This window comes from Streptomyces tanashiensis (genome assembly GCF_014648895.1).
GTDB lineage: Bacteria > Actinomycetota > Actinomycetes > Streptomycetales > Streptomycetaceae > Streptomyces > Streptomyces tanashiensis.
The window spans coordinates 680641-705344 of record NZ_BMRZ01000003.1; the positions used below are offsets into that span (position 1 = coordinate 680641).

A 24704-nucleotide genomic window follows, 5' to 3' on the forward strand; every position below is an offset into this window, starting at 1 on the left:
CACGTCCTGGGGGGAACCGCTCATGCCGAGCAGTGGCCGTCACGTCACCATGCTCACCGAAGGCACCTACCCGCATGTCCACGGCGGCGTCAGCACCTGGTGCGACCAGCTCGTCCGTGGCATGCCGGAGGTCGACTTCGAGATCCTCGCCCTCACCGGCAGCGGCCGCGAACCCGTCACCTGGGAGCTGCCGCCCAACGTCACCCGGCACACCGCCTACCCCCTGTGGGGGCCTCCGCAGGGTCCGGCCGTGCGCCGGCCCCTGCGGGGGCGCGAGCGCCGACGCTTCCTCGACGCGTACGAACGCGTCCTGCTCGCCCTCCTCGACCCCGAGGCGGGCTGCGACTTCGGCACCGGACTCTACGAACTCGCCGAACTCGCCCGGCAGGGACGGCTGACCGCCGCACTCCGCTCCGAACAGGCCCTGCGCTCGCTGATGTGGATCTGGACCATGCCGCACCTGCCGACACTCGCGGCCCGGCCCACCGTCCACGACGCGCTCACCGCCACCGACCTGCTCGAACACGCCCTGCGTCCGCTCGCCGCCCGGATATCCGCCGGCGGCGTGGCGCACGCCGTCTCCAGCGGCCTCGCCACACTGCCGGCGCTCACCGCGCAGCACTTCGAAGGGGTGCCCTTCCTGCTCACCGAACACGGCATCTACCTCCGCGAGCGCTACCTCGGCTACCGCACCGAAGCACAACGCTGGCCCGTCAAGGCCCTCATGCTCGGCTTCTACCGCGAGCTCAACACCCTCGGCTACCGCAAGGCCGACCTCATCACCCCCTGCAACCAGTACAACCGGCGCTGGGAGGAGCGCGGCGGAGCCCCCGCCGACCGCATCCGCACCGTCTACAACGGCGTCGACCCCGCCCTCTTCCCCGAGGCGGGCCCCGAACCCGAGACCCCCACCCTCAGCTGGTGCGGCCGCGTCGACCCCATCAAGGACCTGGAGACGCTGATCCGGGCGTACGCGATCTGCCGGGCCGAACTGCCCGAGCTCCGGCTGCGGTTGTTCGGCCCGGTCCCCGCCGGGAACGAGGACTACCTCACCCGGCTGGAGAAGCTCGCCGCCGAACTCGGCGTCGCCGACGGGGTGTCCTTCGAGGGCCGCATCTCCGACGTGCCCGCCGCCTACGCGGCCGGCAGCGTCGTCATGCTCTCCTCCATCAGCGAAGGCTTCCCCTTCTCCCTCATCGAGGCCATGTCCTGCGGACGCGCCACCGTCTCCACGGACGTCGGAGGCGTACGGGAGGCCGTCGGCGACACCGGGATCGTCGTCCCGCCCCGCGAACCGGCCGTCATGGCCGCCGCCGTCTCCGGACTCCTCCGCGACGGCGTCCGCCGCGCCGAACTCGGCCGCCGGGCCCGGCAGCGGGTCATCGACGAGTTCACCCTGCACCGCTCGGTGGACGGCTTCCGGCAGATCTACCGCGAACTGGCGGGCGCCCGCCCGGCCCTCCCGGCCCCGGTCGTCACCCCCGCGCCGCTCCGCCTGCGCATCCCCGCCCCGCGCCGCACCTCCCCGGCCCTCGTCACCGGAGGCACCCCGGCATGAGCGGCTCCCTCTGGCTGAAACCCCCGAGGACGCAGACCCCGCTCCCCGCGATCCCGCGCCCGCGCGGGGAGGGCGGGGGAATCGGGGAAAGCGATACGGGACACGCCACGGCACCCGGCGCCCCCACCACCCGGCGAACCCCGCCGGCCCCGGCCGGGCGCCCGGCCCCGCCCGGCTCCGCCGGGCCTGAGGCTCCAGCCGGGTCTCCGGGCTCCGCCGGGTCGGCGGGTCCGGTCGGGGCACCGGGCTTCGCCGGGTCGGCGGGTCCGGTCGGGTCTCCGGGCTCCGCCGGGTCGGCGGGTCCGGTCGGGGCACCGGGCTCCGCCGGGTCGCCGGCCCCCGCCGGGCAGGCCGGGCGCCCGGTCGAGCACACCCCGCCCCCCGACCAGGACGGCCTCGCCGCCGATCCGCTCGTCGCACTCGCCCAGCGGCTCGACGGGTTCGTCGCCGCCGCCGTGCACCCGGACGAGATCGCCGCGATCCTCGAGTCCGACGGCATGACCGACGAGCACATCCGGCTCACCTACGGCCGCGCCGACTCCTTCTCCCTCGCCGAGGACCTCTACGCGCGCGTGGAGCGGCGCCACCCCGAACCCGCGGCACCACCCGCCGGCGCCTGGTACGGCGAGCTCGCGGGCTGTCTGCTGCGCGGGCTCGTCTTCGCGCTCCCCGGCCTCGCGTACGTCCTCGCCGCACCCCTGCTCGCCGCGGGGCACGGCCGGCTCGGGCTCCCCGCCGGGACCGTCCCGCTGCTCGCCGGAGCCGTCACCGGCTGGGTGTGGAACCAGGCCCTCGCCCACCGCGCGTACACCTGGCTCGGCCTCGGCGACCGGCCCGCCGCCGCCCGCGCCCTGCTCACCGGCGCCCCGGCCGGCGCCCTCGCCGGGGCGGCCGTCGCCCTCGCGGCCGCCGGATCCGGCGAGATCCCGGCCGCCGTCTTCGCCGCCGGACAGTCGCTCTACCTCGCCGCCGCGACCGTGCTCCTGGTCCTCGGCCGCGAACGGGCCCTGCTCTGCGCCCTGCTGCCGCTCGCCGGAGCGGTCCCCGCCTTCCGCTGGGACCTGCCGGACGCGCTGCGCGCCGCACTGCTCCTCGTCTCCCTCGCCGCGTCCGTCGCCTTCGCCGCACTCGTCCTGCGCCCGGGCGCCCGCCGGGGCGCGGCGGGCCGCGGCGGACCCCCGCGCGCCGCCTCCCTCCCGTACGGCCTCTTCGGCCTCGGCAGCGGACTGCTCGTCCTGCACGCGGGCGTGAGCGACACGCTGGTCAGCGGGGCGGGGGCGGTCATCGCGCTCACCCTCTCCATGGGGCCCGCCGAATGGCTGCTCCACCGCTTCCGCGACGGGAGCCTGACCCGGCTGCGAACCCTCACCACCGCCCGCGAGTTCCGCCGGGCGGTCACCGGCACCCTCGTGCTCTGCCTCGGCGGCTACCTCACCGTGCTCCTCGCCCTCACCCTCGTGGCGACCCTGGCCTGGCCGGGGGCGCCGTGGCCGACCCTCCCGCGCCTGCTCACCCTGCTCCTGATCGGGACGGTGCTCTGGCTCGGACTGCTGCTGCAGGCCTTCGGCGCGGTGACCAGCGCCGCCACCGTCTGCCTGCTCGCGGCGGCGGCCCAGACCGTGGAACCGGCGGCGGGCCCGGTGGCCGCCGGGGGAGCGGCGGCGGTCCTCGCCGCCCTGACCTGCGCCCTACTGGTACGACCGACCGCCCACCGCGGTTAGAAGGTGTCATGACCGATCCTTCCCTCCTGGTGCCGTACTACGAGCACCCGGCCGAACGCCCCGAGGCCTGGGCGGCCCTCGTCGACGCGGCGCCCTCGCTGTACGGCGTCGTCCTCAACCCGGCGAGCGGCGCCGGGGCGGCGCCCGACCCGTCGTTCGCCGAGGCCGCCGGGCGGCTGCGGGCGGCCGGGGTGCGGGTCCTCGGCTACGTGGACACCGCCTACGGGCGCCGCCCGCACGCCGAGGTCGTCGCCGAACTGGTCCGCCACCGCGACTGGTACGGCGCCGACGGCGCCTTCCTGGACCAGGTGGCGACCGCGCCCGCCGCCCTCGCCCACTACCGCCGGATCGCCGTCGCCGCGCGGGCCGCCGGGGCCGCGACCCTCGTCTTCAACCACGGCGCCCACCCGGACCCCGGCTACGAGGCACAGGCCGACCTCCTCGTCACCTTCGAGGGCCCCTGGGACACCTACCGGACCCTCGACCTGCCGGTCGCCGTCCACTACTGCCACCTCGTCTACGCCGCCCCCGTCGGCGTCCGCCCGGCCACCCCGGTGCACTGCGCCGTCCCCGGCACGGGCGCGCACCCCTGGGGCACCCTTCCGCACCTCCTGGAGCCCGCCCGATGAGACGATCCCTGCCACCGCTCGTGGGACTGCTCCTGCTCGCCACGGCCTGTACGGCGGCCCCCGAGCCGGATCCGAAACGCACCGAGGACCGCTGGCGCCCGGCGCCCGGCCTCGGCTGGCAGTGGCAGCTCAGCGGCCGGCTCGACCCGACCGTCGACGTCCCCGTGTACGACATCGACGGCTTCGACCACCCGGCGTCGACCGTCGCCGACCTCCACCGCCGCGGCCGCAAGGTCATCTGCTACCTGTCGACCGGCGCCTGGGAGGACTTCCGCCCCGACGCCGACCGCTTCCCCAAGGCCCTCCTCGGCAAGGGCAACGGCTGGGAGGGCGAGCGCTGGCTCGACATCCGCCGCACCGACCTCCTCGGACCGCTCATGGCGAAGCGCCTCGACATGTGCCGGGACAAGGGCTTCGACGCCGTCGAACCCGACAACATGGACGGCTACAAGAACCGCACCGGCTTCCCCCTCACAGCCGCCGACCAGCTCCGCTACAACCGCCTCATCGCGGGCATGGCCCACGAGCGGGGCCTCGCGGTCGGCCTCAAGAACGACCTGGACCAGATCCCGAAGCTGCTCCCGGACTTCGACTTCGCGGTCAACGAGCAGTGCGCGGAGTACGACGAGTGCGGCCGCCTCGCCCCGTTCGTGGCGGCGGGCAAGGCCGTCTTCCACGTCGAGTACGAGCTGACGACGGAGCAGTTCTGCCCCCAGGCCCGGAAGCTGGGCCTCAGCTCCCTGCGGAAGCGGCACGAGCTGGACGCGTGGCGGAAGGCCTGTTAGCCCAGGGTCAGCGCGACCAGCGCCACCGTCGCCGCCGTCTCCTCCACCGCGCCGAACACGTCGCCCGTCACCCCGCCGAAGCGCCGTACGCACCGGCGGAGCAGCAGGGCCGCCGCACCGAGGGCCGCGCCGGCCGCCAGGACGTTGCGGACGGCGTCGTACGGGGTGAGGAGGAGGCCCGTCGCTGCGCAGAGGACCAGGACCAGGGCGGTCGTGAAGGTCGCGGACCGGGTCGGGACGGTCTCCGCGACGATCGCGCCGAGGCCCTCGGGGCGGGCCGCCGGGACCCCCTGGCGGGACGCGTGGGTGAGGGCGAGGCGCGCGAGGGTGGCGGCGAGGACGGCGGCGGCGGTGCCGTGCGCCCAGCCCTCCCCGTACAGCCGGTACAGCGCGGCGACCTGGGCGAGCAGGACGAGGACGAGGGCGATGACGCCGAAGGGGCCGATGTCCGACTGCTTCATGATGCGCAGCGCGTCCTCGGCCGGCTTGGCGCTGCCGAGGCCGTCGGCGGTGTCCGCGAGGCCGTCGAGGTGCAGGCCCCGGGTGAGCACGGCGGGGACGGCGGTGGTGACGACGGCCGCGAGCAGCGGGCCCGAGCCGAGCGCCAGGAACGTGCCGCCGGCCGCGGCGGAGCAGAGTCCGACGACCAGACCGGCGACGGGGGCGCAGAGCATGCCGGCGCGCGCCGCGTCCCGGTCCCAGCGGGTGATGCGGGCGGGGAACACGGTGAGGGTCCCGAAGGCGAAACGCAGGCCGTCCATCCGGGCAGGGTAATCGCCGCCCCCGGACGGTAGATTGCGCATACCGCTCATATCGGAACGGGGTGGCATGGGTCACTGGTTCTCCCGCAACATCGTCGAGCCGGGCAAGCTTCCGATGCTGCTCGCTCTGACCTCCTTCGTCCTGACATTCCTGGTCACGCGCACGGTCACCCGGCTCATCCGGGCGGGGAAGGGCCCCTTCCGGAACGTCTCCTCGGGGGGCGTCCACATCCATCACGTCGTGCCCGGCGTCGTCCTCACGGTCCTCGGCGGCTTCGGCGCGGTGGGCAGCGGACGGCACGGCATCGGCGCGGCGGCCTTCGCCGTCGTCTTCGGGATCGGCGCGGGGCTCGTCCTGGACGAGTTCGCGCTCATCCTCCATCTCGACGACGTCTACTGGTCCGAGGACGGCCGCAAGAGCGTCGAGGTGGTCGTGCTCACCACGGCCCTCGTCGGGCTCACGCTCAGCGGTTTCTCGCCGCTCGGCGTCAACGACATGACCGCCGAGGAACAGCAGGACCGGGTCACCTTCCTCCTGACCCTCGCGCTGAACTTCCTCCTCATCCTGATCACCCTGGTGAAGGGGAAGTTCCGGATGGCCGTGTTCGGGGCCTTCGTCCCGTTCGTGGCGATCGTCGGCGCCGTCCGCCTGGCCCGCCCCGGCTCCTGGTGGTCCAAGCACTTCTACCGGCGCCGCCACCGGGCCAGGGCCCGCTCACGGCTCCGTACGTACCGCCACGACCGGCGCTGGACCAAGGTGCGGCGCCGTTTTCAGGACCTGATCGGCGGCTTCCAGGAGCGGGTCCCCGGGCGCGGCTCGACACCGCCGTCCTGACGGCGTCCCCGCCGGGCCTGGACCGCCATCAGGACGAGGACGGCGGCGATCGCCGCCAGGTGCTCCTTGCCCGCCAGGTTCGCCTTGATCATCACCTCGACGATCATCGCCACGACCACGAGCCCGCCGGTCCAGTAGGCCCGGTAGCGCCAGCAGACGTACACGGCGAGCCCGACCACCGCCGCCGACGGGCCGGTGTCGACGACCTGCGCGTCGGAGGCGGGCAGCCCGAACGGGCTGTCCGGGCCGAGCGCGATGCCCACGCGCGCGTAGAGCGTGCCGGCCAGGGTGGCCAGGTACGCGATGCCGAGCGTCCGCCACCGCCCGACGCAGATCTCGGCGATCCCGAACACCAGCAGGACCTGCGCGAGGGCGCCCCACACGGGCAGGTCGAGCGCGGGGACGAACAGCGAGAGCGGGGTCCGGAGCAGCGCGAGCCACAGCGGGTCCTCGGCCCGTACGGAACCGATGTCCTGGACCGGCTGATAGCCCCAGTCCTGGTTCTGCACGACCTGGAAGAGCGCGGTGAGGCTGACGGCGGCCAGCGTCATCGGCGCCGCCCTCCACCCCCTGGTGACGAGCGCCGTCCGTACGGTGGTGAACAGCGGCCCCCACTCACGGCGGGCGAAATTCCTGACGGCGCTTCTCAACGGCTGCTCTCCAGGTGCTTGCGGTGCAGCCACTTCGGCAGTCCCGGGGCCTCCAGGAAGCCCTCGGCCCGACCTGCGGCGAGGCCGATGCGCAGCAGGTCCGCACTCTTCTCGAAGAGCATGAATCGGGGCTCCCAGATCGGTCGGTACTTGGCGTTGGCGCGGTACAGCGACTCGATCTGCCACCAGCGGGAGAAGAAGCTGAGCAGCGAACGCCACATGCGCAGCACGGGTCCCGCCCCGAGCTTCGAGCCACGTTCGAAGACGGAGCGGAACATCGCGAAGTTGAGCGAGACCTGAGTGATCCCGATCTCCTTGGCGCGCTGCAGGAGTTCGATGACCATGAACTCCATCAGGCCGTTCTCGGAGTCCCGGTCGCGGCGCATCAGATCCAGCGACAGCCCCTTCGGCCCCCAGGGCACGAAGGACAGCACGGCCCGCAGCGCGCCCTGCTCGTCGGTGCACTCCAGCATCACGCATCGGCCGTCCCGGGGGTCGCCGAGCCGGCCCAGAGCCATCGAGAATCCGCGCTCGGTGGCCCCGTCCCGCCAGTCGTCCGCCTTGCGCAGCAGCTCGGCCATCTCGTCGGCGGGGATGTCCTCGTGGCGCCGGATCCGGACCTCGTACCCGGCCCGCTTCACCCGGTTGAAGGCCTGCCGGACCGTCCGCATGGCCCGGCCGTCCAGGGTGAACTCGTCGGTCTCCACGATCGCCTCGTCGCCCAGCTCCAGGGCGTCCAGACCGTGCCGGGCGTAGATGACCCCGGCCTCCTCGCTCGCGCCCATCACCGCCGGGATCCAGCCGTGCTCGCGCGCCTCGGCCAGCCAGGGCTCGATGGCGCCCGGCCAGGCCTCGGGGTCGCCGATCGGATCGCCGGAGGCGAGCGAGACCCCGCCGACCACCCGGTAGGCGATGGCCGCCTTCTCGCTCGGCGACCACACGACGCTCTTCTCGCGGCGCAGCGCGAAGTAGCCCAGTGAATCGCGCTCGCCCTGCTTGTCGAGCAGGACCCGCAGCCGCTCCTCGTCCTCCTCGGTCAGCGGGTCGACGGCCCGCCGGGAGCGGAAGGCGGCGAAGAGGACCGCGAACAGCAGCAGCGTGGAGAGGACGTTGATGGTGACGTCGACCCAGCCGGGGGTGCTGATCCCGGCGAACCGCGAGTCGTCCGAGGCCAGGGTGATCAGCCGCATCACGCCGTACCGCCAGCGCTCCAGGAAGGTGGAGGGGGTGGTGGACGTGTTGGTGACCGTGACCAGGACGGCCGCGAGCAGCGAGGTGACGAGCAGTCCGCCGACCGCGACGATCGCGGCGAGCCACGGGTTGGAGCGGTCGCCCTTCGCGTAGAACTCCTTGCGGCCGAGCAGCAGCGCGAGGACGAACGAGGCGGTCAGGGCCAGCGAGACCCAGTTCTGGGCGTGCTGCCGGATCTCCGGGAAGAACATCACCAGCGCGAAGAGGAGCAGGAAGAGCCCGCCGAGCACCATGTTGAGGATCCACGCGGCCCGCTTGCGCCGCCGCATGGTGATCGCCAGGAAGAGGGTGAAGACCCCCGAGGCGAAGCCCGCCGTGAGCAGGTACGGGGTGAAGTAGTTGTCCTCGTTGTGGCGGCGCAGGTCCTGTCCGAAGGAGACCCAGACGGCACTCAGGAAGTTGATGAACGTGACGACACGCAGGTACCAGACGGCGAACGCGGCGCTGCGCCGTGAACGGGCGGTCGTGCCCCGGGGTGCTGCTTCGGCAGACAAGCGGACTTCTCCCATGAAAAGCGATCATATGGGGCGGTGCTTGCCGTACGGAGACGCCGGAGGCGGCCACGCGCGCGTCGCGCGTGACCGCTCCGGAGTCGGTCGTTCCCTGCCCCTCGCGCTCAGGCCTCCGCAGCGCCGTCGGCGTCCGGAGCGGTCGGATCCGGACGTTCGGGCAGCTCCGCGGCGAACGCCGCCGCGGCCTGGACGAGAGGAAGTGCGAGCAATGCCCCGGTTCCCTCACCCACATGGACGCCGTGGTCCAGCAGCGGGTTGAGCGCCATCCGGTCCAGTGCCTTCGCCTGCGCCGGCTCCCCGCTCACCTGACCCGCGAGCCACCAGTCCGGCGCCCGGAACGCCGCCCGCTGCGCCACGAGGGCACAGGCCGCGCCCACCACACCGTCCAGGATCACCGGCATCCGCCGCACCGAGGCCTGGAGCAGGAACCCGGTCATCGCCGCCAGGTCCGCCCCGCCGACCGCCGCGAGCAGCTCCAGCTGGTCGCCGAGCACCGGCCGGGCCCGCCGCAGCGCGTCCCGGATCGCCGCGCACTTGCGCATCCACGCCAGATCGTCGATCCCGGCACCACCCCGGCCGGTCACCACCGAGGCGTCCGTCCCGCACAGCGCCGCGATCAGCGTGGACGCCGGGGTCGTCCCGCCGACGCTCAGGTCCCCGAGCACCACCAGATCGGTGCCCGAGTCCGCCTCCTCGTCGGCGATCGCGATGCCCAGACGGACCGCCGCCTCGGTCTCCTCGACCGTCAGCGCGTCCGCCACGTCGATCCGGCCGCTGCCGCGCCGCACCCGGTGGCGCACCACCTCGGCCGGCAGCAGCTCGGGTTCGCAGTCCAGACCGGCGTCCACGACCCGCACCGGCACGTCCATCGAGCGGGCCAGCACGGCCACCGGGCTCACCCCGTCGAGCACCGCGCGCACCAGCTCGTGCGCCGTGCCCGCCGCGCGGCCCGACACATCGAGCGAGGCCACCCCGTGATCGCCCGCGAACAGCACGACCTTCGGCTGCTCGATCGCCCGCACCTTGACCGAGGCCTGGGCAGCGGACAGCCACTCGCCCAGCTCGTCCAGCCGGCCGAGCGCCCCCGGCGGCACGGTCAGCCGCTCCCGGCGCTCCTCGGCGTCACGCCGTATCCCGCCGTCGGGGCGCTCGATCAGATCGGAGAAGTCGTCCAGGTTCACGGGTTCCGCCTTGTGGAGATCAGCGAGGTCCATCGGTGTTCGCACCCTACCCGCGCAGCACCAGAGCCTGACCGGCGACCACGAGGAGGACCTCCTCGCACTCGTCGGCGAACGCCGCGTTCAGCCGGCCCAGCTCGTCCCGGAAGCGCCGCCCCGCCGCCGTGGCCGGCACCACCCCCGAGCCGACCTCGTTCGTCACCGCCACGACCGTGCGCCCGGTCGCCCGCACCGCCGCCACCAGCTCCGCCGTCCGCTCCCGCAGCGCCGCCTGCCCGCCGTCCGCCCACGTCGCGTCGTCCCAGGCACCCACCCGGTCCATGGCGTCCGTCAGCCACAGCGACAGACAGTCGATGAGCAGCGCCGGCCCCTCCTCCGCGAGCAGCGGTACGAGCTCGCACGTCTCGGCCGTACGCCACGAACCCGGCCTCCGCTCCCGGTGCAGCCCCACCCGCTCGGCCCACTCCGGGTCACCCTCCCTGGTCCCGCCCGTCGCCACGTACAGCACCTCCGGGAAGGTCTCCAGACGCCGCTCGGCCTCCACCGACTTCCCCGACCGGGCCCCGCCGGTCACCAGCGTCCGCCGGGGCACGTCCGGCACCTCGTGGTAGTCGCCGATGTACAGCGTCGTCCCGTCCGGCACCGCCCGCGCACCCGCCGCCGCGAGCCGCCGGTCCAGCTCGGCACCCGTCGGCACGTCGTGGTCCAGGTGCACCGCGATCACCTCGGTGGCCGGACCCACGGCCCCCGTCGCCCGCAGCCGGGCCAGCCCGTCCGGCCGCCCCGTGACATCGGCGACGACCATGTCGTACGGCGCCAGGTGATCGTCCGCGATCCCGGCCGGCGCGCCCCCCGGCGGCAGATAGAGCAGCCGCTCGCCCTCGGCCGAGGTCACCTCGTACCCGGTCCCGGGGGAGTCCATCGGCACCGCCCGCACCCGGTGCCCGCTGATCAGCGTCAACTCCCGTCCGTCCGGCACCCGCCCGGCGGTGGGAAGCCCGGCGGGCACCTCGACGGCGGGCCCGTCGTGCGGGTGCGTCAACAGCACCTGCCGCACACCCACCAGCGAATGCCCCGACCGGGCCGCCGCCAGGGCGGCCCCCGGGGTCAGATCGAGCAGCAGCGCCCCGTCCACGAGCAGCGCGGTCGCGGCCCGCGCCCGGGTCCCGCGGGAGAGCGCGCACACGGCGCAGGGGCAGTCGGGCCGGGGAAGTCCGAGGGGCGCGCCGGTGCCGAGCAGAGTCAGTTCCACCCTCAGATCCTCCCGCGCCACCGCGAGGCGTGCGCGCCCGGCTACGCTGCGGGCAGGAAACCGATCATCCGGTGAGCGCCAGGAGGCTTGCATGGCATGGACGTGGCGGTTCGAGAGGTCCGACGGCACGGAGGTCGAGCCGGTGGTGACCCCCGAGGAGTTCACCACCCAGGGGGACGCGGAGAGCTGGATCGGCGAACACTGGCGTGACCTCCTGGGCGGAGGGGCGGCCCAGGTGACCCTGTCGGAGGACGGCAACAAGATCTACGGCCCGATGCCGCTGGACGCGGAGGGCTAGAGCGCCCGGCCCGTTGTGGGCGGCGCCCCGCCGTTGTGGGCAATCGTTCCGCTGGGGCGGAACGGGTGGGCACAACGGACGGCGCCCCTGCCGGCGCCCGAGGCTCCCGCGCCCTGACCCGCACCCCTGGTGCAGTGCACTGGTGGTGCGGGTACAGGCGCGGAACGCGGAGGCGCGGCCAAGCGCGCCGTCCCGTGTGCCCACCCGTCCCGCCCTGCGGGACGATTGCCCACACGGGCGGGCCCCGGCCCACACGGGAGGGCGGGCACGTGGGCTAGATCTCGCCCAGCGTGACCGTCGTCGACTTCGTCGCACCGCCCCGGACATACCCCACCGTCACCTCGTCCCCCGGCCTCATCGACGCCAGCGCCTCCGAGAGCGAGGTGATCGTCGTGATGTCGGTGCCGCCGAGGCGTGTGATCACGTCGCCCGGCTTCAGGCCCGCCTTCCCGGCCGCCCCGTCCGCCGGGGCCTCGACCACCGCGACGCCCGCCGGCTCGTAGGCGTCGTTCAGGACCGTACGGCCGGTGATGCCGAGGGCCGCCCGGCCCGAGTCCGTCACCTTGCCGTTCCTGATGATCTGGTCCGCGACCGTCCGCACCATCGACGCGGGGATGGCGAAGCCGATGCCGGCCGCCGAGCCGCCGCCCAGCTCGGGGTCGGTCGCGGCGAGCGTCGGGATGCCGATGACCTCGCTGTCGAGGTTCACCAGGGCGCCCCCGCTGTTGCCGGGGTTGATCGCGGCCGACGTCTGGACCATGTTCGCGATGGTCGCGCCCGTGCCGCCGCCGGTCTGCCCCTCGCTGACCGTCCGGCCGGTCGCCGAGACGATGCCCTGGGTGACGCTGCCGGACAGGCCCAGGGGTGAGCCCATCGCGAGCACGATGTGCCCCATGTCGACGGTGGCGGAGTCGCCGAACCTCGCCGCCTTCAGTCCCTGCGGCACGCTGTCCAGCTTGAGCACCGCGAGGTCCTGCTCGGGGTACGAGGAGACGAGCCGGGCCGTCACGGGCTGTCCGCCGGTGGCGGCCGTGACCTTGAAGGACTTCTCCTGGCCGACCACGTGCGCGTTGGTGACGACGTGCCCCTTGCCGTCGTAGACGACTCCGGAGCCGAGGCTGTTCGCGGCCTCGATCTGCACGACCGAGGGAAGGACGTTCTTGATGACGGCCCGGTAGTCGTCCTCGAGGTCGTTGGCGGCGAGCGGCGCCGCGGCCTGGGTGGAGCGCTCAGGGCCGGACGCGTCCCCGCCGGCGGAACAGCCGCCGGTCACCGCGATCAGCGCGACCGCGCAGGCCCCGGCGGCCGACGGAAGGAGCATGCGGCGGGCACGGGATACGTCCATGTCCGGAGTATCCGATTCCGTGCCGTCCCCGGCCCGGCGAGCGCACCCGATCAGGGGTGCGCGACCGCCGGCCGCGCTCCCGTCAGCCCCGTACCCCGCAGAGGTGCAGCAGCGCCGCGATCCGGCGGTACGGCTCCGTGCGTCCGGCCCGGTCCTCGGCGGCGAGCAGCCGCTCCAGCTCCTCGGCCGCGGGCAGGCCCGCGTCGGCGGGCACGTCGTCCGTGAAGACCCGCACCCCGTACCAGGCGTGCAGCGGCGCCGCGATCCCCGCGAGCGTCGACGTGAGCGCGTCGAGCCGGTCGGCCCGCACCTTCACGCCGTTGTCGTCCGTGTAGACGTCGGAGTCGAAGGCGGCGAGCGCCCCCGACCAGTCCCCGGCGAGCCCCGGCCGCATGGACAGGGCCTCCGCGTTCCGTACCACCAGGGACAGCAGGCCGCCGGGGGCCAGCATCCGGGCCAGGCCCGCGAGCAGCGCGTCGGGCTCGTCCGCGTACATGAGCACGCCGTGACAGAGGACCACGTCGAAACTGCCGGGCAGGAAGTGCACCCCGGTCTCGCGCCCGTCGCCCTCGATCATCCGGACCCGCTCGCGGATCCCGGCGGGCTCCGTCGCCAGCGACTCACGGGCCGCCTTGAGGAGGTCCGGGTCGGCCTCCAGACCGGTCACGGTGTGCCCGGCCCGCGCGAGGCGCAGGGCCTGGGTGCCCTGTCCCATGCCCGCGTCGAGGATCCGCAGCCGCTGCCCCACCGGGTAGCGGCTGGTTATCTGCTCGTCGAGCTGACGGGCGACGATCTCCTGCCGGATGGTGTCGCGGAGCCCGCCGGGACCGGCGGGCCAGTGCGCGACGACGGGCAGCACCGGGCCGCCCGACTCCGACGTGGCCCCGCCGAAGGCGCGCCCGTCGAACTCCGAGCTGTCGGCGCTCAGGGCCGCTCTCCGCGCTTGACCTGCGGCTTCGGGAGACGCAGCCGGCGCATCTGGAGCGTGCGCATCAGGCCGTAGGCGATGGCGCCGCGCTTCGGCTCGTTCGGGAAGCGCTCGTTCAGCTGCTTCCGCAGGCGGATCCAGATGCCGATCGAGTCGATGACGATCAGGATGATCACGCCGAGCCAGAGCAGCAGCGAGATGTTCTGCAGACCCCGGTTGGCGTTGCCGAACAGCGACAGCACGAGGATCACCACGGCCATCGGCAGGAAGAACTCGGCGATCGCGAACCGCGAGTCGACGAAGTCGCGCACGAAGCGGCGGACCGGACCCTTGTCGCGGGCGGGCAGGTAGCGCTCGTCGCCGTTGGCCAGCGCCTCGCGCTGGCGGGCCAGGTCCGAGCGGCGTGCCTCGCGCTGGCGCTTGGCGGCCTCCTTGCGGTCGGTCGGCACCGACGCGGCGCGCCGGCGCTGGGTCTGCGCCTCGCTCCGCTTCGGAGTCGGGCGGCCCTTGGGGGCCTCGGGGTCGCGGGGCTGCTTGGTGGAGAGGTCCGCCGTCACCTTGTCGGTGGGGGCCTTCTCGTCCTTCGAACGGCTACGGAACACAAAACCCAAGGGTACGGGGTGGTGGGCATGAACCCCATGCCGGGCGGGAACGATCCGCTAACGGACTGCGTCTTCGGGCGTACGTACGGAGGACGGGCAGGGTCTCCCCGAGATCCATCTACTCCCTGCGCGGGAGGGAACACCGCGCGCAGTCGTCCTTGGGGAGGAGCGCATCCCGCTCCGAACAGTGCGGTAATGGAGACAGGGCCCGTACTGTGGATCCTGTTGAAGAGCTGGAGCCGAGTCCGTCAGAAGGGGGCGCGCGAAGCCCATGAGCGGTGTCATGAAGCGTATGGGGATGATCTTCCGCGCGAAGGCGAACAAGGCCCTTGACCGGGCCGAGGATCCGCGCGAGACGCTCGATTACTCCTACCAGAAGCAGCTGGAGCTGCTGCAGAAGGTGCGCCGGGGTGTCGCCGACGTCGCCACCTCCCGCAAGCGGCTCGAACTCCAGCTGAACCAGCTGCAGGGCCAGTCCGCCAAGCTGGAGGACCAGGGCCGCAAGGCGCTGGCGCTCGGCCGCGAGGACCTGGCGCGCGAGGCGCTGTCCCGGCGGGCCGCGCTCCAGCAGCAGGTCAGCGACCTGGAGGTGCAGCACCAGACGCTGCAGGGCGAGGAGGAGAAGCTCACCCTCGCCGCCCAGCGTCTCCAGGCCAAGGTGGACGCCTTCCGCACCAAGAAGGAGACCATCAAGGCCACGTACACGGCGGCCCAGGCGCAGACCCGCATCGCCGAGTCCTTCTCCGGCATCTCGGAGGAGATGAGCGACGTCGGTCTGGCGATCCAGCGGGCCGAGGACAAGACCGCCCAGCTCCAGGCGCGCGCGGGCGCGATCGACGAGCTGCTCGCCTCGGGCGCCCTGGACGACCAGTCCGGGCTCGCGAAGGACGACATCCAGGCGGAGCTGGACCGGCTCTCCGGCGGCACGGACGTCGAGCTGGAGCTCCAGCGGATGAAGGCGGAGCTGGCCGGGGGCCCCTCGGCGCAGCAGCAGGCCATCGAGGGCGGTGGCGCGGCCGCGCCGCAGGACCGCACCCAGCAGCAGTCCCACCCGCGCTTCGAGAAGTAGCCGGAAGAGTCGCAGCGGCGACAGACAGGACGCGTCATGATCGTTCGGATCATGGGGGAGGGCCAGTGGAAGCTGGCCGACAGCCACATCGTCGAGCTGAACAGGCTGGACGACGAGCTGCTCGAAGAGATGGAGTCGGGGGACGAGGAAGGGTTCCGGCGGACGCTCGGCGCCCTCCTCGACGCCGTCCGGCAGCTCGGCGAGCCGCTGCCCGACGAGGCCCTGGAGCCCTCGGAGCTGATCCTCCCGGCTCCGGACGCGGGCCTCGACGAGGTCCGGGAGATGCTCTCGGACGACGGCCTCATCCCGGGCTGACGCACCGCACCGAGGATCCCGCCGCCCCCAGGGGCGACGGGATCCTCCGCGTCGCGCCGCCGCCACGCGCCCGTGCGGGCAATCGTCCCGCCCCTTGCGGAACGCCTGCCCACAACGCCCGCCCACAACGGCGGGACGCCTGCCCACAACGCCCGCCCACAACGGCGGGACGCCTGCCCACAACGCCCGCCCACAACGGCGGGACGCGGGCCCACGACGCCCCCGCACCGCCCCGTACCGTTGTCTCCCGTGACCCCCACCGGCCCCGCCACCGGCACCCTCTACGCCCGCCTGCGCGACTGGTTCCGCGCGCACCCGCTCGCCTTCGACGCGACGATCGCCGCCGGCGCGCTCGTCAGCATGGTCGCCGGGTCCTTCACCGATCCGCACGGCAGCCCGGACGGGCCGACCTTCGGCGACCACAGCCCCGACGTGTGGAGCGTGCTGATCATGATCGCGGGGGCCGCCGCACTCGTGATGCGCCGCCGCAGACCCTTCGCGGTGCTCGCCTTCACCGTCACGATCAGCCTCTTCGAACTGGTCAACGACAACCGGCCCGCCCCGATCGCGATGGCCGCCGTCGTCGCGCTCTACACCGTCGCCTCGCGGACCGACCGGCCCACCACCTGGCGGGTCGGCCTCGTCACGATGGCGGTGCTCACCGCCGCGGCCATGATCTTCGGGCCGACCCACTGGTACGCGCAGGAGAACCTCGGCGTCTTCGCCTGGACCGGGATGGCGGCGGCCGCCGGGGACGCCGTCCGCAGCCGCCGGGCCTTCGTCGACGCCATCCGGGAGCGGGCCGAGCGGGCCGAGCGGACCCGCGAGGAGGAGGCCGGGCGGCGGGTCGCCGAGGAGCGGCTGCGGATCGCCCGCGACCTGCACGACGTCGTCGCCCACCACATCGCCCTGGTGAACGTCCAGGCGGGCGTCGCCGCCCACGTCATGGACAAGCGCCCCGACCAGGCCAAGGAGGCCCTCGCGCACGTCCGCGAGGCCAGCCGCTCCGCCCTGGACGAGCTGCGCGCCACCGTCGGCCTGCTGCGCCAGTCCGGCGACCCGGAGGCCCCCACCGAGCCCGCGCCGGGCCTCGGCGTCCTCGACGGGCTGCTCGACAGCTTCCGCAAGGCCGGCCTGCCGGTGGCCCTGGCCCGCGCCGACGAGGGCCTGACGCTCCCCGCGACCGTGGACCTCGCCGCGTACCGGATCGTGCAGGAGGCCCTGACCAATGTGCGCAAGCACGCCGGACCGGACGCGAAGGCCGAGGTGAGCGTCGTCCGGGTGGGTCGTACGGTCGAGATCACCGTCCTCGACAACGGCACACCCCGGACCGTCCCGCCGCAGGCCGTCGAGCAGCCCCCGGTCGGCGGTCACGGGCTGCTCGGGATGCGCGAGCGGGTGGGCGCGCTCGGCGGCACCCTCACCGCCGCCCCCCGCTACGGCGGCGGCTTCCGCGTCCAGGCGATACTGCCGGTGACCCCCCGCACGGGGAGGGACGGGGAGAACACATGACGATCCGGGTACTGCTCGCCGACGACCAGGCCCTGCTCCGCAGCGCCTTCAAGGTCCTCGTGGACTCCGAGCCCGACATGGAGGTCGTCGGGGAGGCGCCCGACGGCGCCGAGGCGGTCGCCCTCGCCCGCTCCACGCGGCCGGACGTCGTCCTGATGGACATCCGCATGCCGGGCACCGACGGGCTCGCCGCCACCCGGATGATCACCGCCGATCCCGAGCTCGCCGACGTGCGGATCGTCATGCTGACCACCTTCGAGGTCGACGAGTACGTCGTGCAGTCGCTGCGCGCCGGCGCCTCCGGCTTCCTCGGCAAGGGGGCCGAGCCGGAGGAGCTCCTCGGCGCGATCCGGATCGCGCACGCCGGGGAGGCGCTGCTCTCCCCGGCCGCCACCAAGGGGCTGATCGCCACCTTCCTCGCCCAGGGCTCCGGGCCGGACACGGCGGGCGCGGCCGGCGGCGCGCGCACCGAGCGGCTCGCCGCGCTCACCGCCCGGGAGCGCGAGGTGCTCGTCCTCGTCGCGGGCGGACTGTCCAACGACGAGATCGCCGAGCGGCTCGACGTCAGCCCGCTCACCGTGAAGACACACGTCAACCGGACCATGGCCAAGCTCGGCGCCCGGGACCGGGCCCAGCTGGTGGTCACGGCGTACGAGTCCGGCCTCGTACGCCCTCGGGTGGAGTGAGCGCGTACTCCAGACGCGGTATGCGCGGCATAAGGAAGTGGACCCGGGGGCCGAGGACTTCCGGCCGGGGATGGCAGATCGTATAGGCGGGGGGCACCTCCGGCGGATCCAGCGGGTCCGGGCCGGGGTCTTGGCTGCTCCCGCCTGTCGACGAGTACGCCACAGAAGAGAGACCCCATGTCCTGGCTGTCCAGATTCAGCCTCGCGCAAAGGGCCCTGATCGGGCTGATGTCCATCGTCGCGATCGTGTTCGGGGCGATCGCGATCCCGCAGCTGAAGCAGCAGTTGTTCCCCTCGATCGAGCTGCCCATGGTCTCGGTCCTCGCCCCGTACCAGGGCGCCTCTCCGGATGTGGTCGAGAAGCAGGTCGTCGAGCCCCTCGAGGACAACCTGAAGGCCGTCGACGGCCTCAAGTCGGTCACCTCCACCGCCTCCGAGGGCATGGCCGTCGTCATGGCCTCCTTCGACTACGGCGACGAGTCGACGAAGCAGCTCGTCGCCGACGTCCAGCAGGCGGTGAACCGCGCCCGCGCCCAGCTGCCCGACACCGTCGACCCGCAGGTGATCGCCGGCTCGACGGACGACATGCCGACCGTCGTCCTCGCCGCCGCCTCGGACAAGGACCCGCAGGCCCTCGCCGACCAGCTGGAGCGGACCGTCGTGCCCGCCCTCCAGGACATCGAGGGCGTCGGCCAGGTCTCCGTCAGCGGCGTCCAGGACCTCCAGGTCTCCGTCACCCCGGACGAGCGGAAGCTCGCCGCGGCCGGTCTGAACACCATGAAGCTCGCCGAGGCCCTCCGCTCCGGCGGCGCCACGATGCCGGCCGGTTCCTTCTCGGAGGCCGGCAAGTCCCGCACGATCCAGGTCGGCGGCGGCTACACCTCGCTGCAGCAGATCGAGGACCTCCGCATCCCGGCGGCCGCCCCCGGCCGGGGCAAGGCGGTCCGCCTCGGCGACGTCGCCACCGTGAAGCAGGAGGAGTCGGCGCGCACCTCCCTCACGCGGACGAACGGCAAGCCCAGCCTCGCCGTCATGGCCACCATGGACAAGGACGGCAGCGCCGTCGCCATCTCCGACGCCGTCGAGGAGAAGCTGCCCCAGCTGCGCCGCGACCTCGGCGCCGGCGCCGAGCTGACCGTGGTCTCCGACCAGGGCCCGGCCGTCGCCAAGGCCGTCTCGGGCCTGACCACGGAGGGCGCCCTCGGCCTCGTCATGGCCGTCCTGGTGATCCTGGTCTTCCTCGCGTCGATCCGCTCGACCCTGGTGACCGCGGTCTCCATCCCGCTCTCGGTCGTCCTCGCCCTCATCGTGCTGTGGACCCGCGACCTCTCGCTCAACATGCTGACGCTCGGCGCGCTCACCATCGCCATCGGCCGGGTCGTCGACGACTCGATCGTGGTCCTGGAGAACATCAAGCGTCACCTGGGCTACGGCGAGGAGCGGCAGACCGCGATCCTCACCGCGGTCCGCGAGGTGGCGGGCGCCGTCACCTCCTCGACGCTCACCACCGTCGCGGTCTTCCTGCCGATCGGTCTGACCGGCGGCATGATCGGCGAGCTGTTCGGCTCGTTCTCGCTGACGGTCACGGCGGCCCTGCTCGCCTCGCTGCTGGTCTCCCTGACCGTGGTGCCGGTGCTCTCGTACTGGTTCCTGCGGGCCCCCAAGGGCACCTCGGAGGACCTGGCGGAGGCCCGCAGGCTGGCCGAGGAGAAGGAGGAGAAGAGCCGCCTCCAGCGCCTGTACGTGCCGGTCCTGCGGTTCGCGACCCGCCGCCGGTTCATGAGCCTGGCCATCGCGCTCGTCGTCCTGGTCGTCACCTTCGGCATGGCGCCGCTCCTGAAGACGAACTTCTTCGACCAGGGCGAGCAGGAGGTGCTCAGCATCCAGCAGGAGCTGGCGCCCGGCACGAGCCTGAGCGCCTCGGACGAGGCCGCGAAGAAGATCGAGAAGGTCCTCGCGGAGACCGAGGGCGTCAAGGACTACCAGGTCACCGTCGGCTCCTCCGGCTTCATGGCCGCCTTCGGCGGCGCCACCGGCTCCAACCAGGCCTCCTACAAGGTGAGCCTGGAGGACTCCGCCGCGTACGAGAAGACCCGTGACGCCATCGAGAAGGGCCTCGGCGCCCTCGACGGGGTCGGCGACACCACCATCGCCGCCGGCGACGGCTTCGGCTCCCAGGACCTGAGCGTGGTCGTCAAGGCCGCCGACCCGGAGGTCCTCAAGAAGGCCTCCGAGCAGGTCCGGTCGGCGATCGCCGGGCTCAAGGACGTCACCGACGTCCAGAGCGACCTCGCGCAGTCCGTCCCGCGGATCTCCGTGAAGGCGAACGCCCGGGCGGCCGACGCCGGCTTCGACACCGCCTCGCTCGGCGCGATCGTCGCCCAGGCCGTCCGGGGCACCCCGGCCGCCAAGGCGACCCTCGACGACAGCGAGCGGGACGTCCTCATCACCTCGGCCCACCCGGCCACCACCCTGGCCGCGCTCAAGGCGCTGCCGCTCGGCCCGGTGAAGCTGGGCGACATCGCGACCGTCGAGCTCGTGCCCGGCCCGGTCTCGATGACGCGGATCGACGGCGCGCGCGCCGCGACGATCACGGCCAAGCCGGTCGGCGACAACACCGGCGCCGTGAGCGCCTCGCTGCAGTCGAAGATCAGCGCGCTCGACCTGCCGGCGGGCGCCACCGCGACCATCGGCGGTGTCTCCGAGGACCAGAACGAGGCCTTCCTCAACCTGTTCCTGGCGATGCTCGCGGCCGTCGCGATCGTCTTCATGCTCCTGGTGGCGACCTTCAGGTCGCTGGTCCAGCCGCTGATCCTGCTGGTCTCGATCCCGTTCGCGGCGACCGGCGCGATCGGTCTGCTGGTGGTCACCGGCACGGCGATGGGCGTCCCGGCGATGATCGGCATGCTGATGCTCATCGGCATCGTCGTCACCAACGCGATCGTCCTGATCGACCTGATCAACCAGTACCGGGCACAGGGCCTGGGCGTCGTCGAAGCGGTGATCGAGGGCGGCCGGCACCGGCTGCGCCCGATCCTGATGACCGCCCTGGCGACGATCTTCGCCCTGCTGCCGATGGCCCTCGGCATCACCGGCGAGGGCGGCTTCATCGCCCAGCCGCTGGCCGTGGTGGTGATCGGCGGTCTGATCACCTCGACGATGCTGACCCTCCTCCTCGTCCCGACGCTCTACGCGATGGTGGAGCTCCGCAAGGAGCGCCGCGCGAAGAAGAAGGCGGCGAAGAAGGGCGGCGCGGGGATCCCGGAGCAGCCGACGGACGCGAACACGGACACGGACGCGGACCTGCTGGACGCCCTGGACGCCTAGACGCCGTGTGTACCCCGAAGGGCGCCCCGCATCGCGCGGGGCGCCCTTCGGGCATGTACGGGAGAACCGTTACGGCAGGGCCAGCATCCGCTCCAGGGCGAGCTTGGCGAAGCTCTCCGTCTCCTTGTCGACCTGGATCTGGTTGACGAGGTTGCCCTCGGCCAGGGACTCCAGGGTCCATACCAGGTGCGGGAGGTCGATGCGGTTCATGGTCGAGCAGAAGCAGACCGTCTTGTCGAGGAAGACGATCTCCTTGTCCTGGTCGGCGAATCGGTTCGCCAGGCGCCGGACGAGGTTCAGCTCCGTGCCGATCGCCCACTTGGAACCGGCCGGGGCCGCCTCCAGGGTGTTGATGATGTACTCGGTCGAGCCCACGTAGTCCGCGGCGGCGACGACCTCGTGGCGGCACTCGGGGTGGACGAGCACGTTCACGCCCGGGATGCGCTCGCGGACGTCGTTCACCGAGTCCAGCGAGAAGCGGCCGTGCACCGAGCAGTGGCCCCGCCAGAGGATCATCTTGGCGGCGCGCAGCTCCTCGACGGTGAGACCGCCGTTCGGCTTGTGCGGGTTGTAGAGCACGCAGTCGTCCAGGGACATGCCCATGTCGCGGACGGCGGTGTTGCGGCCCAGGTGCTGGTCCGGCAGGAAGAGCACCTTCTCGCCCTGCTCGAAGGCCCAGTTCAGGGCCCGCTCGGCGTTGGACGAGGTGCAGATCGTGCCCCCGTGCTTGCCGGTGAAGGCCTTGATGTCGGCCGAGGAGTTCATGTACGAGACGGGCACGACCTGCTCGGCGACGCCGGCCTCGGTCAGCACGTCCCAGCACTCGGCGACCTGCTCGGCGGTGGCCATGTCGGCCATCGAGCAGCCGGCCGCGAGGTCGGGCAGGACGACCTTCTGGTCGTCACCGGTGAGGATGTCGGCCGACTCGGCCATGAAGTGCACACCGCAGAAGACGATGTACTCGGCCTCCGGCTTGGCGGCGGCGTCGCGCGCGAGCTTGAACGAGTCACCCATCACGTCGGCGAACTGGATGACCTCGTCGCGCTGGTAGTGGTGGCCGAGCACGAAGACCTTGTCCCCGAGCTTCTCCTTCGCGGCGCGGGCGCGCTCCACGAGGTCCGGGTCGGAGGGCGACGGCAGATCGCCGGGACACTCCACGCCGCGCTCGCTCTTCGGGTCGGCTTCGCGACCGAGCAGGAGCAGGGCGAGCGGCGTCGGCTGCACATCCAGGGGCTGGGCGGTGGTCACGTCACGCACCCTTTCTTCGGGGTCTTCGGGGAACGCTTTTCGTCGAAATGACGCTATCTATCATAACCGGTTCACGTCAGGATGACGATGGCCATAGTGTCGATGTGACGAATTCGCCGTCCGTGTTCCTGGACAGGGTGTGCGAGCATGAAAGAGGGAAGACCCCACTCGGCCCGGAATGAATCCGGGGCACCGTCGGTTGCAACCGTCGGCAAGCAGTCTCCGTACACACCGGGAGAGAAGCAGATGTCCGTATCGGACGAGAAGACCACTGTCAGCGACGGCATCCTCCTGTCCGACGCCGCCGCGGCCAAGGTCAAGGCCCTCCTCGACCAGGAAGGCCGCGAGGACCTGGCCCTGCGCGTCGCCGTTCAGCCCGGCGGCTGCTCCGGCCTGCGTTACCAGCTGTTCTTCGACGAGCGCTCGCTCGACGGCGACGTCGTGAAGGACTTCGACGGCGTCAAGGTCGTCACCGACCGCATGAGCGCCCCGTACCTCGGCGGCGCGTCGATCGACTTCGTCGACACCATCGAGAAGCAGGGCTTCACCATCGACAACCCGAACGCCACGGGCTCCTGCGCCTGCGGCGACTCGTTCAGCTAAGCCTGTACGTCCGTGAGGGCGGCGGTCCCGGGAATGCCCGGGGCCGCCGCCCTCACGCGTGTCCGGGGCCGCTCAGCGGCGCGGCACGGCCTGCCCGCTCGCCGCGTCCACCACGGCCCGGTCGCCCAGCGGGCTCTGCAGCGCCACCGTCAGCGTGATCTCCTTGGCGATCGCGATGCACGCCCGCCCCGGGTCGGACTTCTCGTCGATCCGCACGGTCACCTTCTCCGGCGTCTCCACGGCCTTGGCGGTGTACGTGCTGCACACCCCGCCCCAGAAGGTGACCGTCAGCTTCCGGCCGTCCTCCGCCGTCCGGTACGACTCGATCTGCCGGGCCGGCGCCGTGCCCTCGTCCGGCGGCGAGGGCTTCTCCGACGGTGCCAGGTGCTCCGGGGCGACCGCCGTCTGCGTCACCGTGTACGGCGCCGTGTCCACCGGGTCCGCCGTGAACAGCCACGCCGGCACGAGCAGCCGCTCGCCCGCCACGTCCTGCGCGGCCAGGCCGAACACCGCGGCCGTCACCGGGACCTCCGTCGGCGGCGCGAGCTCCGCGATCGACTGGCAGGGCGCCGTCGGGTCGTCCTTGCCGTTCCCGTCGACACCGGCCGGGTCGTCCTTGCCGTTCCCGTCGACACCGGCCGGGTCGTCCTTGCCGTTCCCGTCGACACCGGCCGGGTCGTCCTTGCCGTTCCCGTCGACCCCCGCCGGCGGGTCGGTCGCGCAGCCGCCGATGCCGATCGGGCCCGTGCCCTTCGACTCCTCGTTCAGCTCCGCGAGCGCCTTCTCGGCGCCGACCACCGGGTACGTGTCGCCCTTCACCGGCTCCTTGAGCGTCCCGCTCCCGGAGACCGCCCGGCCGTCCGGGCCGATGCGCAGCCCCGTCGACCAGCCGTGGGTCGGCAGCCCGCCCACCACCGGATCGGCGTTGACCACCCGCACCGAGCCGTCCATCACCTGGGTCGCGGTCACCTTCGCGTCGTCCTGGCCGATCGCCTTCAGGACGGGGACGGCCGCCGCCTTCGCCGCCGCCTCGCTCACCGGCGAACCGCCGCGCGAGGGCTTCGCCTCTCCCGGCGGCGGGCACGCCTTGCCCTTGAGGCAGCTGTCGCCGACCGGGCCGCCGTCGTACCAGGAGTACGTCCAGCTGCCCGGGGCCGCCTTCGCCACGTCCAGGCGCGGCCCCTGGCCGTCCTTCTCGGGCCGGATCGTCCAGACGTCCCCGACCAGGACGGGCCTGCCCTCGATCCCGAGCGCTTCGGCCAGCCCGGTCACCTCCGCCGAGGTGACCAGGCCCTCGGGCCGGTGGACCGCGGCCGAGGAGGGCCCTGGGGGGAGTGGGCCCTTGGGTGTGTAGACCGTCCCGTTCGGGCCGCCGCCCGGGTCCGGCTCACCGGGTGCGATCCCGGGACCGCCGCTGTCGCCCCCCAGGCGCAGCGGCGGGGGCGGCGCGGCCGCGTCGGCGGCCTTGCTGTCGGCCCCGGACGCCGTCGCCTCGCCGCCCGCCGTCGCCGCGACGGCGAGGTAGACGCCGCCGCCCCCGGCGAGCAGCACACCCGCCGCCACCGAGGCGGCGAGGATGTTCCGTCGCCTCCGCACGTTCTCCGTACCGCTCACCGCAACGCTCCCTCGTCTCGACCGG

General features: G+C 73.0%; 22 protein-coding genes. 12 read left to right on the top strand and 10 right to left on the bottom strand.

The genetic code is table 11. From position 1 onward, the window contains the following. The first annotated feature begins 22 nt into the window (after positions 1-22). From pelF to IE237_RS13720, 4 genes are read left to right on the top strand one after another with little or no spacing between them, the layout of a single operon-like run. The gene (gene pelF / locus IE237_RS13705; RefSeq protein WP_189802178.1) at positions 23-1558 is read left to right on the top strand and encodes a GT4 family glycosyltransferase PelF; all 1536 of its coding nucleotides are present in this window, start codon (positions 23-25) and stop codon (positions 1556-1558) included. Beyond that, a complete protein-coding gene (locus IE237_RS13710; RefSeq protein ID WP_189802179.1) occupies positions 1555-3279 on the top strand; it encodes a collagen-like protein in 1725 nt (574 codons plus the stop codon). Before pelF ends, IE237_RS13710 begins: the two co-directional genes overlap by 4 nt. Positions 3280-3287: 8 nt before the next feature. Continuing rightward, entirely contained in the window at positions 3288-3908 is a 621-nt protein-coding gene (locus tag IE237_RS13715) for a spherulation-specific family 4 protein (RefSeq protein WP_189802180.1), read from the top strand. Further along, complete coding sequence (locus IE237_RS13720) at positions 3905-4693, top strand: endo alpha-1,4 polygalactosaminidase (protein WP_189802181.1); 789 nt, start codon at positions 3905-3907, stop codon at positions 4691-4693. Before IE237_RS13715 ends, IE237_RS13720 begins: the two co-directional genes overlap by 4 nt. Here the strand turns inward: IE237_RS13720 and cobS are convergent. Next, entirely contained in the window at positions 4690-5496 is an 807-nt protein-coding gene (cobS, locus tag IE237_RS13725) for an adenosylcobinamide-GDP ribazoletransferase (protein WP_189802182.1), read from the bottom strand. The two genes, IE237_RS13720 and cobS, sit on opposite strands and share 4 nt — an antisense overlap. A gap of 25 nt (positions 5497-5521) precedes the next feature. On the opposite strand from cobS, the gene IE237_RS13730 reads away from it, so the two are divergent. After that, on the top strand, positions 5522-6289 hold the full coding sequence (locus tag IE237_RS13730) for a hypothetical protein (protein WP_189802183.1): 768 nt from the start codon (positions 5522-5524) through the stop codon (positions 6287-6289). Here the strand turns inward: IE237_RS13730 and IE237_RS13735 are convergent. The 4 genes from IE237_RS13735 to IE237_RS13750 all read right to left on the bottom strand — a co-directional run bounded on the left by IE237_RS13735 (position 6226) and on the right by IE237_RS13750 (position 11132). Further along, the gene (locus tag IE237_RS13735; protein WP_308433075.1) at positions 6226-6840 is read right to left on the bottom strand and encodes a hypothetical protein; all 615 of its coding nucleotides are present in this window, start codon (positions 6838-6840) and stop codon (positions 6226-6228) included. The two genes, IE237_RS13730 and IE237_RS13735, sit on opposite strands and share 64 nt — an antisense overlap. A gap of 95 nt (positions 6841-6935) precedes the next feature. Continuing rightward, the gene (locus IE237_RS13740) at positions 6936-8699 is read right to left on the bottom strand and encodes a phosphatidylglycerol lysyltransferase domain-containing protein (RefSeq protein WP_189802185.1); all 1764 of its coding nucleotides are present in this window, start codon (positions 8697-8699) and stop codon (positions 6936-6938) included. A gap of 107 nt (positions 8700-8806) precedes the next feature. Beyond that, a complete protein-coding gene (gene cobT / locus IE237_RS13745) occupies positions 8807-9883 on the bottom strand; it encodes a nicotinate-nucleotide--dimethylbenzimidazole phosphoribosyltransferase (RefSeq protein WP_189802572.1) in 1077 nt (358 codons plus the stop codon). A 46-nt stretch (positions 9884-9929) separates the two neighbouring features. After that, a complete protein-coding gene (locus IE237_RS13750) occupies positions 9930-11132 on the bottom strand; it encodes a bifunctional adenosylcobinamide kinase/adenosylcobinamide-phosphate guanylyltransferase (protein ID WP_189802186.1) in 1203 nt (400 codons plus the stop codon). A gap of 91 nt (positions 11133-11223) precedes the next feature. Between IE237_RS13750 and IE237_RS13755 the strand changes: the two genes are divergently transcribed. Then, positions 11224-11430, top strand: a complete 207-nt coding sequence (locus IE237_RS13755) for a hypothetical protein (protein WP_189802187.1) — start codon at positions 11224-11226, stop codon at positions 11428-11430. A gap of 274 nt (positions 11431-11704) precedes the next feature. Here IE237_RS13755 and IE237_RS13760 read toward each other — a convergent pair whose 3' ends face one another. From IE237_RS13760 to IE237_RS13770, 3 genes are all read right to left on the bottom strand, one after another. Then, the gene (locus IE237_RS13760) at positions 11705-12775 is read right to left on the bottom strand and encodes a S1C family serine protease (protein WP_189802188.1); all 1071 of its coding nucleotides are present in this window, start codon (positions 12773-12775) and stop codon (positions 11705-11707) included. Positions 12776-12857: 82 nt separating this feature from the next. Next, positions 12858-13634 carry a class I SAM-dependent methyltransferase gene (locus IE237_RS13765; protein ID WP_229842661.1) on the bottom strand — a complete coding sequence of 259 codons (777 nt, stop codon included), beginning with the start codon at positions 13632-13634 and terminating at the stop codon, positions 12858-12860. A 65-nt stretch (positions 13635-13699) separates the two neighbouring features. Beyond that, the gene (locus IE237_RS13770) at positions 13700-14305 is read right to left on the bottom strand and encodes a DUF3043 domain-containing protein (protein WP_189802189.1); all 606 of its coding nucleotides are present in this window, start codon (positions 14303-14305) and stop codon (positions 13700-13702) included. A 271-nt stretch (positions 14306-14576) separates the two neighbouring features. On the opposite strand from IE237_RS13770, the gene IE237_RS13775 reads away from it, so the two are divergent. The 5 genes from IE237_RS13775 (at position 14577) to IE237_RS13795 (ending at position 21214) form a co-directional block, all read left to right on the top strand. Further along, on the top strand, positions 14577-15374 hold the full coding sequence (locus IE237_RS13775; protein ID WP_189802190.1) for a PspA/IM30 family protein: 798 nt from the start codon (positions 14577-14579) through the stop codon (positions 15372-15374). Positions 15375-15410: 36 nt separating this feature from the next. Next, complete coding sequence (pspAA, locus tag IE237_RS13780) at positions 15411-15689, top strand: PspA-associated protein PspAA (RefSeq protein WP_189802191.1); 279 nt, start codon at positions 15411-15413, stop codon at positions 15687-15689. Between the two features lie 249 nt (positions 15690-15938). Next, positions 15939-17201 carry a sensor histidine kinase gene (locus IE237_RS13785; RefSeq protein WP_189802192.1) on the top strand — a complete coding sequence of 421 codons (1263 nt, stop codon included), beginning with the start codon at positions 15939-15941 and terminating at the stop codon, positions 17199-17201. Continuing rightward, positions 17198-17887 carry a response regulator gene (locus IE237_RS13790; RefSeq protein ID WP_189802193.1) on the top strand — a complete coding sequence of 230 codons (690 nt, stop codon included), beginning with the start codon at positions 17198-17200 and terminating at the stop codon, positions 17885-17887. The genes IE237_RS13785 and IE237_RS13790 overlap by 4 nt, the downstream gene beginning before the upstream one ends. 177 nt (positions 17888-18064) lie before the next feature. Next, a complete protein-coding gene (locus tag IE237_RS13795) occupies positions 18065-21214 on the top strand; it encodes an efflux RND transporter permease subunit (RefSeq protein ID WP_189802194.1) in 3150 nt (1049 codons plus the stop codon). A 69-nt stretch (positions 21215-21283) separates the two neighbouring features. Here the strand turns inward: IE237_RS13795 and nadA are convergent, their stop codons facing one another. Further along, entirely contained in the window at positions 21284-22462 is a 1179-nt protein-coding gene (gene nadA, locus IE237_RS13800; RefSeq protein WP_189802195.1) for a quinolinate synthase NadA, read from the bottom strand. Between the two features lie 246 nt (positions 22463-22708). On the opposite strand from nadA, the gene IE237_RS13805 reads away from it, so the two are divergent. Further along, positions 22709-23065: a HesB/IscA family protein gene (locus IE237_RS13805; RefSeq protein ID WP_015033024.1), complete on the top strand. Its 357-nt coding sequence runs from the start codon at positions 22709-22711 to the stop codon at positions 23063-23065. Positions 23066-23137: 72 nt separating this feature from the next. Here the strand turns inward: IE237_RS13805 and IE237_RS13810 are convergent, their stop codons facing one another. After that, on the bottom strand, positions 23138-24679 hold the full coding sequence (locus IE237_RS13810) for a hypothetical protein (protein ID WP_189802196.1): 1542 nt from the start codon (positions 24677-24679) through the stop codon (positions 23138-23140). Positions 24680-24704: the final 25 nt, after the last annotated feature.

Bases quoted from the DNA above. Each gene is read 5' to 3' on its own strand.
- pspAA (WP_189802191.1), top strand. From the start codon at position 15,411: ATGATCGTTCGGATCATGGGGGAGGGCCAGTGGAAGCTGGCCGACAGC.
- pelF (WP_189802178.1), top strand. From the start codon at position 23: ATGCCGAGCAGTGGCCGTCACGTCACCATGCTCACCGAAGGCACCTAC.
- IE237_RS13805 (WP_015033024.1), top strand. From the start codon at position 22,709: ATGTCCGTATCGGACGAGAAGACCACTGTCAGCGACGGCATCCTCCTG.
- IE237_RS13730 (WP_189802183.1), top strand. From the start codon at position 5,522: ATGGGTCACTGGTTCTCCCGCAACATCGTCGAGCCGGGCAAGCTTCCG.
- IE237_RS13755 (WP_189802187.1), top strand. From the start codon at position 11,224: ATGGCATGGACGTGGCGGTTCGAGAGGTCCGACGGCACGGAGGTCGAG.
- IE237_RS13735 (WP_308433075.1), bottom strand. From the start codon at position 6,840: ATGACGCTGGCCGCCGTCAGCCTCACCGCGCTCTTCCAGGTCGTGCAG.
- IE237_RS13710 (WP_189802179.1), top strand. From the start codon at position 1,555: ATGAGCGGCTCCCTCTGGCTGAAACCCCCGAGGACGCAGACCCCGCTC.
- IE237_RS13715 (WP_189802180.1), top strand. From the start codon at position 3,288: ATGACCGATCCTTCCCTCCTGGTGCCGTACTACGAGCACCCGGCCGAA.
- IE237_RS13740 (WP_189802185.1), bottom strand. From the start codon at position 8,699: ATGGGAGAAGTCCGCTTGTCTGCCGAAGCAGCACCCCGGGGCACGACC.
- cobS (WP_189802182.1), bottom strand. From the start codon at position 5,496: ATGCGCAATCTACCGTCCGGGGGCGGCGATTACCCTGCCCGGATGGAC.
- IE237_RS13720 (WP_189802181.1), top strand. From the start codon at position 3,905: ATGAGACGATCCCTGCCACCGCTCGTGGGACTGCTCCTGCTCGCCACG.
- IE237_RS13775 (WP_189802190.1), top strand. From the start codon at position 14,577: ATGAGCGGTGTCATGAAGCGTATGGGGATGATCTTCCGCGCGAAGGCG.
- IE237_RS13795 (WP_189802194.1), top strand. From the start codon at position 18,065: ATGTCCTGGCTGTCCAGATTCAGCCTCGCGCAAAGGGCCCTGATCGGG.
- IE237_RS13790 (WP_189802193.1), top strand. From the start codon at position 17,198: ATGACGATCCGGGTACTGCTCGCCGACGACCAGGCCCTGCTCCGCAGC.
- IE237_RS13760 (WP_189802188.1), bottom strand. From the start codon at position 12,775: ATGGACGTATCCCGTGCCCGCCGCATGCTCCTTCCGTCGGCCGCCGGG.